Genomic DNA, 7,802 nt, shown 5'->3' with positions numbered 1-7,802 from the left:
TTGTAATTGGCAAAAGCTAACGACAAAAATCTCTTTATTTTTTCTGTTATTTTGTCGCAAATAATTGCTAAATTTGCGACAAAACAATAAAGTGTAAATGCAAAAAAGTATTGAGGCACAGGTGCTTGGTAAAATAAAGCGAACAAAAAGGGGCTCGCTTTTCTTTGTGGACAGTTTTACCGCGATTGGGAACGCCAAAGCAGTAAACAAAGCTTTGGAACGGCTGGTAAAGTCGGGTGAATTAGAAAGAGCAGCCACAGGCATTTATGTTCGTCCTGTTCATGACGACTATATCGGGAAAGTGTCGCCAAGTGTTGAAGAAATTGCCATTGCCATTGCAAAAAGAGACAGAGCAACGATTATCCCGACAGGCAGTTATGCAATGTATAAATTGGGACTAACAACCCAAGTGCCTTTGAATGTTGTTTATTATACCGACACTTCAGCAAGAAAAATCAAAATCGGTAAACAAACCATTACCTTTAAAAAAGCAAGTTCAAAGAACTTAGCTTTTGTTGGTAAAACAAGTATGTTAGCTGTGCAAGCATTGCGGACAATCGGAAAAGACCAGATAACAGAAGAAGAAGTAAAACAGATAAAAGCAATTTTGAAAAAGGAAAATCCAAAAGATCTGCAACACGATTTACAGTTAGCACCTGTTTGGATTAGAGAATTACTAAAGACGAAAGCAGAATGATCGATTTTTCACACTTAAAAGAGTGGTTTAAATTGCCTGATGAAACCAAAGTCAGGATATACACCGAAACCAGCCAGCAGATTGGCTTGCCGTCGCCACCTGCCGCAGAAAAAGATTGGTGGGTAATGCATACATTGTCCGTTATATTCTCAATGGAATGTGCAAACGCTTTGATTTTTAAAGGCGGCACTTCATTAAGCAAAGGTTGGAACTTGATACAACGTTTTTCGGAAGATATTGATTTGGCGTTGGACAGAGAATTTTTAGGATTTACAGGTGAATTGAGCAAAGGCGACATCAAAAAGTTAAGAAGAAAATCGTATAAGTTCATAACGGAAGTCTTTACCGAAGAACTGAAAGCCAAGTTTTCTATATTAGGTTTCAAAGAAGTAACGGTAAAATATCGTGAAGTAGAAAATCACGACCAAGACCCATTAATTATTGAAATTTACTACAACAAACTGACGGAAACCGACACTTATCTCAAACCCGGTGTTTTGGTAGAAGTGGGGAGTCGTTCTTTGAAAGAGCCGTTTACGCAAAGGGTTTTCGGAACAATGACATCTGAAATTTATGCAGACCTGCCATTTTCAGACAAGCCAATAACTATTCCCGTTGTAAATCCTGAAAGAACATTTTTAGAAAAGATTTTTCTGTTGCACGAAGAATTTCAAAAAGATACGGACAAAATAAGAGTGCAACGACTTAGCAGGCACCTTTATGACATAGAAAAATTAAGTCAAACTGAATATGCAGAAATTGCATTTAGAGACACTGACTTATACAATACAATAGTAAAACATCGCAGTAAGTTCACGGCTATTTCAGGAATTGACTATGCCAATCACAGACCAGAAAACATAAAGTTTGTTCCGCCTGATAATTTGTTGGCGTTATGGGAAAAGGACTATCAGGATATGCAGGAAAGTATGCTTTACGGTGAACCGTTAAACTTTAACGAACTCATAAAACGACTGACCGCATTACAAAAGCGAATAAATGCAATCAGCCGATCCTAAAAGTAAGCACATTGATAAGGCCGCACAAGCTAACGCTACAACCAAAGCTTTGTTAAGGATTTTCGTCAATCGCTAAAACTCCAATTCTGCATACTTTACAGGTTCAGAAATTTCGGGAACATTTCCTAGATATTCCTTGCCTCTTAATTTGCCAACTGTATAGGCTTCCAATTCCTCTTGCGGATATTCCTGAATGAGTTCTTGAATCAATTTTTTATCTTTTTCACCTTCTAATTTGGCCAACCAGTGATCTGCTAATTCCTCGTGTAAAATTACCGGCATCCGTGCTTCTTTTAACTTTGGATTATTATGGATTTTTGATAGGAGTTCGTTTCCAGTGGTGGTCACAATGGAAAATGTGAGCAATTTTCCATGGGTTTCTGGATTTGTCCATTCACTATAAAGGCCAGCTAAGGGTAGGGGAGAGTGGTCTTTTTTGAAAATATAAACCGCGTCCAAACTGCGTGGTCATGCGCCAGATCATCCTTTCGCTAAAATAGTCCTGAGGACTGTTTTTATAGGTTGACTGCTTCAAATATATCCAAAAGAATTTTTTGACTTTGATTTGGAGAAACACAAGATAGATATGTAGTTTTTTGACTTTGATTAGGATAAATTTAATAGAGAGTAATGCAATTAGCAAAATGAAGATTTAGACTTACAAAGACAATTAAAATTTGGACAAAACGTACTCCGAATAAGAATGTAAAAGGGTTTGCCTCAAGATCAAGTAGCCGCCAGATGCCGAGTGACTAAACCAAAAATAGCGAATTAGTTGTTTTGCGCGACAACAAGATTGTGAAAATCAAACCTGAATAAGAGGTTGTTGTAGGTGTAAATGATTATTGCTTTTCAAAAACAACTATTTTCTCGTTATTTTTATCGTCGATAAAGCCTATTTTAAATGAGTTTATTTTATCCTTTAATTTTACATCTTGACAAATTATTGAAAGCATGCTATCTATTATACCAATATTATTATTTGAACAATCATTACAATAGGATTTTATAAAACTATAATATTCTAGTGGAGGTTCAATTTTTCCTGTGTTAACATTTTTTAAACAAATTCTGAATACAAAAAAATTATTGTTAATTTTATTTGAATATTTTTTCTCTAATTTATAAGTACTCCAAACATCAAGAATTTCGAAATTTTCATTTTTTATTCGGATAAGTTTATCCGAAACGGAATAAATATTGATCAATAATTTATTTTCTTTTGATTCTTTAATTGTTTGCGGTAAAAATGCCGTATCAGGACCGACGCAAGCAAACAAGCTAAATATTATTAGTGTAGATAGTTGTTTCATCAATTTATGTTTTTTACTGAAATTAAATAGTCTCTATAAGTAAATTGTTGATTTTGAAATGTTATATTTGGAATTGGAGAGAAGAAAGTATATTGAGGTTTAAAAGCATTATACAAAGCTTTTTCAACTATTGTTGTACAACTATTTGTAAACAGGTTATAAGTTTGATGGGCATATGACCTAGCCGTTGTTAAAGCTGTATTCATTTGGCTTCTAGTCAGCCTATAAGTTGCTACAACATCATAGCTTTTACCTGGCGAAATATAAGTTCCATAGTAATCATTTATTTCATTTATAGTATTAAAAACTTCATCGGTATAATTACTTTTTCCATAAATACCTGCATTCTCATAAGTACCATCTTTAGATATATATTGTAATTTTTTATTTTCTAATTCTCCTGCTAAAGCTTGGTGACCAGCTCCTTCAGCTCCTTCGTAATCTGCTAGTACATTTAAATCGTACTTTTTGGTAAAACCTGAATGCATAGCGTGATTTAGCCCACTTACTGTCAATCCAGCAGCTGCCCCTTGCCAAAAATTACCGCCTGTGAGAACTGCACCAGCACCTCCGGATATTGAGCCAAAAGAAAGAATTCCTACGCTCGAACCTGCAAATTTACCGCCGAGACCAGCCCAATGGTCTCCATTGGCCATATCACCACCATTATATAAACCACTTGCTATACTTGACAAAGAGCCACTTGCAAATCCTTGCCAGAAGTCACCGCCCTGTACACCACTTATCATGCCTTGAGAAGTGCCATGTGCCAAAGCTTGAGCACTAAAACGGGTAACCAATGGCTTTATTGTTGCAACACCTTCGCCTATGCCAAATGTTATTGCGCCACTAACAGCACCTATATAGGATGCTTTAAAAAGTCCACCTACGGTAAATGGTATATCAGCAAACATTGCAGTAATTGTATATGTGGCTGCGCCCATAAAAACTCCAACAGCAACTGCTAATAGGGGATTTTCACCGTCTGGGTCTGTATATTTTAATGGGTTGTTAAAAGCATAGGAATAACGATTATAATTTTGAGTGTTATTTAGATCTTGGACATAATTATCGGGCTGTAATAATCGATGAAGGTTTGAATCATATAAGCGTCCGTTCATATTTATAAGCCCTACACTCTCCAAATGCTCGTGCCCAGTATAACCTCGATCCAATATCGATAAATTAAGTAGGATTTTATGTTGACCGTCTTGAATTTTTATTATCTCACCCCAGGCATCAAATAGTCTTTTTTCAATTATAGTACCGCTTTGATCTGTTATAGCTAAAATACTGCCTTGATGATCTCTATGTAAATAATTGTATTGATGAGTTGTCCCATCGCTCTTTAATATAATCGGCGCAGTGTATCCATCACCACCAATGTAAGTAACAAATTCTATCGAGTTGGTATGGGTATTATGTTTTATCTCCATTGCACCGTCTGCAGAATAATATTTTCGATATTGTCTCTGGTACTTATCAGTTTGCAAACCACCATAATAAGATGAACTTCGACTGTTATTAATATTATAGGTGAAACTTATTTTATCAACATTCGTTTCTTCTATTTCAATTGGACTTTTGAAAGCATTGTAGGAGATATTTAAGTTTTTTTCCGAACTAGGAGTAAAACTTTTTCTTATCCTCACGTCATCAAACCAAAGATTACCTATTGCATTATTGTCTAATCTTATACTTAAATTTTTTATGTGTGCAGGAACTAGAAACTTTTTTTCAATGAGTACCCAATTGTTTGAAGTAGAAATGGATTTATTATCTACTAGAGTGAAATATCCACTTTCATTTTCAGATTTCATGAACAGGAAAATTTCAGCTTGCGGATTAGTACCGTCGCTTTTTACCCATGCCGAATAAGTATATTCCGTTGGTGTTCCATTATCAATTTTTACCCAATAATTAGAGTGGACAATTTTTTCATGAGTGGACGAATTGACGATTTTTAGGGATGTGTTGCCAGAATGAGCAGGAGTAGTAGTGTCGTAGGTAACTGCTGATGGATCAGCTATCTCCCAGGTGTTTTTTGATTCCATATCGTCATTAAAAAGACCTGTTCGATTTTCATAATATGCTTTTGATTTAGCATTCATATCAATGGATGTATTTTGATATTTTTTATTGGAATTTGAATAGTTATACGTTCCCATCGCATTATTTGAAATTCTACCATCTATTTCGTACTGTTGACTTACTTGGATTCCTTGTGCATCTTTAAAATTTGTTAAACGGTCTAAATTATCATAACTAAAATTTTCACTCCAAGAGAATAGATTATTATCTCGATGTGTTAAATTGCCTCTTTGCGGCTCAAAAGTAGTATTTACAGTCATTACGTTGTTATAAGGAGCTGTTGAAAGATCATGCTTGATACGAGTTGGGTATCCATAATTATCATAGGTGTTAGCAATTGCAATTTCATTTCCCAATAAAGCGTTAGTTAACTGACCTCTTTGATTAACGCTGTTAGTTTGCCATAATAAATGATTAGTTGCATCGTCAAAAATTTGCCATAGAACTCCCCTTTTGTATGTGTTTCTTATCCATTTTGAACTTGATTTATTGTTTAATGATGCGCTGCTATATTCCTTAAGTAATCTCCCGAAGTCGTCATAAATATATTTTTTTTCATATAATGCAACTTCGTCATAAATGGCCTCATTAGTTTTTATTAACCTGTTATATGCGTCGTAAAAATATTCATTAGTAGTTAAAGATCCTGACAAATCTTCTTTCTCAATTTTATTAGTCAATTTAGAAATAGGATCATAAGAATATGTAATATAATCTTGAGTATTTAACCCTTCTGTATGTTTAATTAATAATTTTCCAGTACTGTCGTAAGTGGAAGTTGTAGTTCCATTTGGCGTTGTCTCAACTAAAATTTCTCCTAAAGGATTATAGCTGTATGTGTATATGCCAGCGGAAGGATCATTTAAAAGTGATTTTCTACCCCATTCATCATATTCCATAAGTATGTTAGTGCCATTATAATTGGTGTTTTTTAAATTACCATTGGCGAAATATTGATATGTAATTGTTCCTCCATTATCAGAAGAAGAAATTATGTGACCATTTGCATTTTTGGTTGAACTAGTTGTTTGTATGCCATCTGTAGCTGTAACAGTTAATCCTGAATAAGTTATAGTGGTTGTCAAACCTGTATTATTTATTATGGAGCTCTCTCTATTAAAGTCATCATAAGAATAGGTTGTCCATTGGCTTGGATTATTGAGATTATCGTGAGGTTCACTTTTTTGATGTTTTCTGCCATAAACATCATATAGAATTGTTGTATATGACCAATCATTATCAATATCCAAAACTCCTGCTTTTTTTGTTCTGCCCAGAATGTCCGTAATACTCATGCTAGAACTACCGTCATCACCAACTTTTAATATTTGAGAATCTGAACCAGTTTTAGAATACGTAATATTTGTATGTTTTCCTAAATAATCAGTTATTTTATAGACCTTGCCCCAATTATCGATAAAGGTTGAAGTGGCTAATCCAAAAGCGTTTTGAGATTTTGTTACTTCACCATATAGAGGATGATAGGATATGTTTGATGAAATAAGTCCCTCAATGTCTTTGAATGTTTTGATAAATCTTTGTGTTGCATCATAGGTATATTCTGTAATTCGAGGTGCGATTACTTTTTTTTCAGTATAACCAGTAGTATAAATTTTTTTATTTTTTATATTTCCTATAGGAAAGTAAGTAAATTCTTCAACCAAAAATTTATTATCTGTAGTATTGCCCTTTTTCTCCTTTTTCACCAACTTGTTACCTACATATGTTAGTTTTTCTATAGTAGAGTATGTGTTACCATATGCGGATGTAACTGTTTTAATTTCCTTGGGTCTTCCTAAATAATAATTTGCTCCTAATCCTGCTGCATTATTTTCGAAAATTGTTGTTACGTTTGTTGATCCAATTGGCGAAGAAGGATTTGTTGTATAGTTTTTAGTTGCTATAACTGTGGGAAGTAGATAGCCATCAGAATCATATGTATAATTGGTTTCAGTAGAAACATTTGTTAAAAAATCTTTTACGGTTTGAGTATTAAGCTGCAGTTTGTAAATATTAAATAATGTCACTGCAGAATAAAGGTTTGTTGTACTATGTATTGCGTTAGGTATTACGCCTAAATTTGAAGCTACAAAGCTAAATGTTTGACTTCCAGAAGCTGATGTGTATGTTCTTTCTGTTGCTCCTCTAAGATCAAATCGGTTTTCGGTTGCACTCCATAATTTCGTTCCTGTATAATTTAATTCATACCAGTTACTTCTAGCAACTTTATTAAAACCAATTACCCCAAGTCCGTGTAAATTAACAACCAATCCGTTATATTTAAATTCCTGTTTTCTAGTAATTCCCTCAACAGTATTTCTTACGCTTGAAACCAAATAGTTATTGGGTAACATTTTTATTTCTACGAAAGGATAATTGGCAGAATTTAGGGAAGAGTAGAAACCACTTAAAGTACCATGGTTATTTGGGGTGTTTGGTGCGGGCTCCATTGGGCTGTAATATATATTGTCAACTATACCACCGCCATAACTACTATTAATTGAACTTATTCTAATATCCTTAGCAATATCTTTTGTGAAATTAATATAATATGCTTTATTATAATGATTGTGAACAAGAACTAAATCTGAAGTTATACCAGCTCGATTGTAGCTTGACACTACAGGGACAACCATATCTGGAGAGCCATTATCATGATCAGTTGATGATTGATAATCAAGA

General features: G+C 34.1%; 5 protein-coding genes. 2 read left to right on the top strand and 3 right to left on the bottom strand.

Annotated elements, in window-relative coordinates; genetic code table 11:
• Positions 1-97 precede the first annotated feature (97 nt).
• Both VNJ50_RS00120 and VNJ50_RS00115 read left to right on the top strand, forming a co-directional pair.
• The gene (locus VNJ50_RS00120; protein WP_325577878.1) at positions 98-697 is read left to right on the top strand and encodes a DUF6088 family protein; all 600 of its coding nucleotides are present in this window, start codon (positions 98-100) and stop codon (positions 695-697) included.
• A complete protein-coding gene (locus tag VNJ50_RS00115) occupies positions 694-1,716 on the top strand; it encodes a nucleotidyl transferase AbiEii/AbiGii toxin family protein (protein ID WP_325577876.1) in 1,023 nt (340 codons plus the stop codon). The genes VNJ50_RS00120 and VNJ50_RS00115 overlap by 4 nt, the downstream gene beginning before the upstream one ends.
• A 72-nt stretch (positions 1,717-1,788) precedes the next feature.
• Here the strand turns inward: VNJ50_RS00115 and VNJ50_RS00110 are convergent, their stop codons facing one another.
• From VNJ50_RS00110 to VNJ50_RS00100, 3 genes are all read right to left on the bottom strand, one after another.
• Complete coding sequence (locus VNJ50_RS00110) at positions 1,789-2,175, bottom strand: SOS response-associated peptidase family protein (RefSeq protein WP_325577874.1); 387 nt, start codon at positions 2,173-2,175, stop codon at positions 1,789-1,791.
• Positions 2,176-2,558: 383 nt separating this feature from the next.
• Complete coding sequence (locus VNJ50_RS00105) at positions 2,559-3,029, bottom strand: hypothetical protein (protein WP_325577872.1); 471 nt, start codon at positions 3,027-3,029, stop codon at positions 2,559-2,561.
• Entirely contained in the window at positions 3,029-7,756 is a 4,728-nt protein-coding gene (locus tag VNJ50_RS00100) for an RHS repeat-associated core domain-containing protein (protein WP_325577870.1), read from the bottom strand. Before VNJ50_RS00100 ends, VNJ50_RS00105 begins: the two co-directional genes overlap by 1 nt.
• Between the last annotated feature and the right edge of the window lie 46 nt (positions 7,757-7,802).

The organism is Gelidibacter sp., assembly GCF_035577925.1.
Taxonomy (GTDB): domain Bacteria; phylum Bacteroidota; class Bacteroidia; order Flavobacteriales; family Flavobacteriaceae; genus Gelidibacter.
This window is presented reverse-complemented; position numbering and strand designations above follow the sequence as displayed.

What these genes read in the sequence shown, in the direction of transcription:
- VNJ50_RS00120 (WP_325577878.1), top strand. Translation starts at nt 98, where the DNA reads ATGCAAAAAAGTATTGAGGCACAGGTGCTTGGTAAAATAAAGCGAACA.
- VNJ50_RS00115 (WP_325577876.1), top strand. Translation starts at nt 694, where the DNA reads ATGATCGATTTTTCACACTTAAAAGAGTGGTTTAAATTGCCTGATGAA.
- VNJ50_RS00105 (WP_325577872.1), bottom strand. Translation starts at nt 3,029, where the DNA reads ATGAAACAACTATCTACACTAATAATATTTAGCTTGTTTGCTTGCGTC.
- VNJ50_RS00100 (WP_325577870.1), bottom strand. Translation starts at nt 7,756, where the DNA reads ATGGTTGTCCCTGTAGTGTCAAGCTACAATCGAGCTGGTATAACTTCA.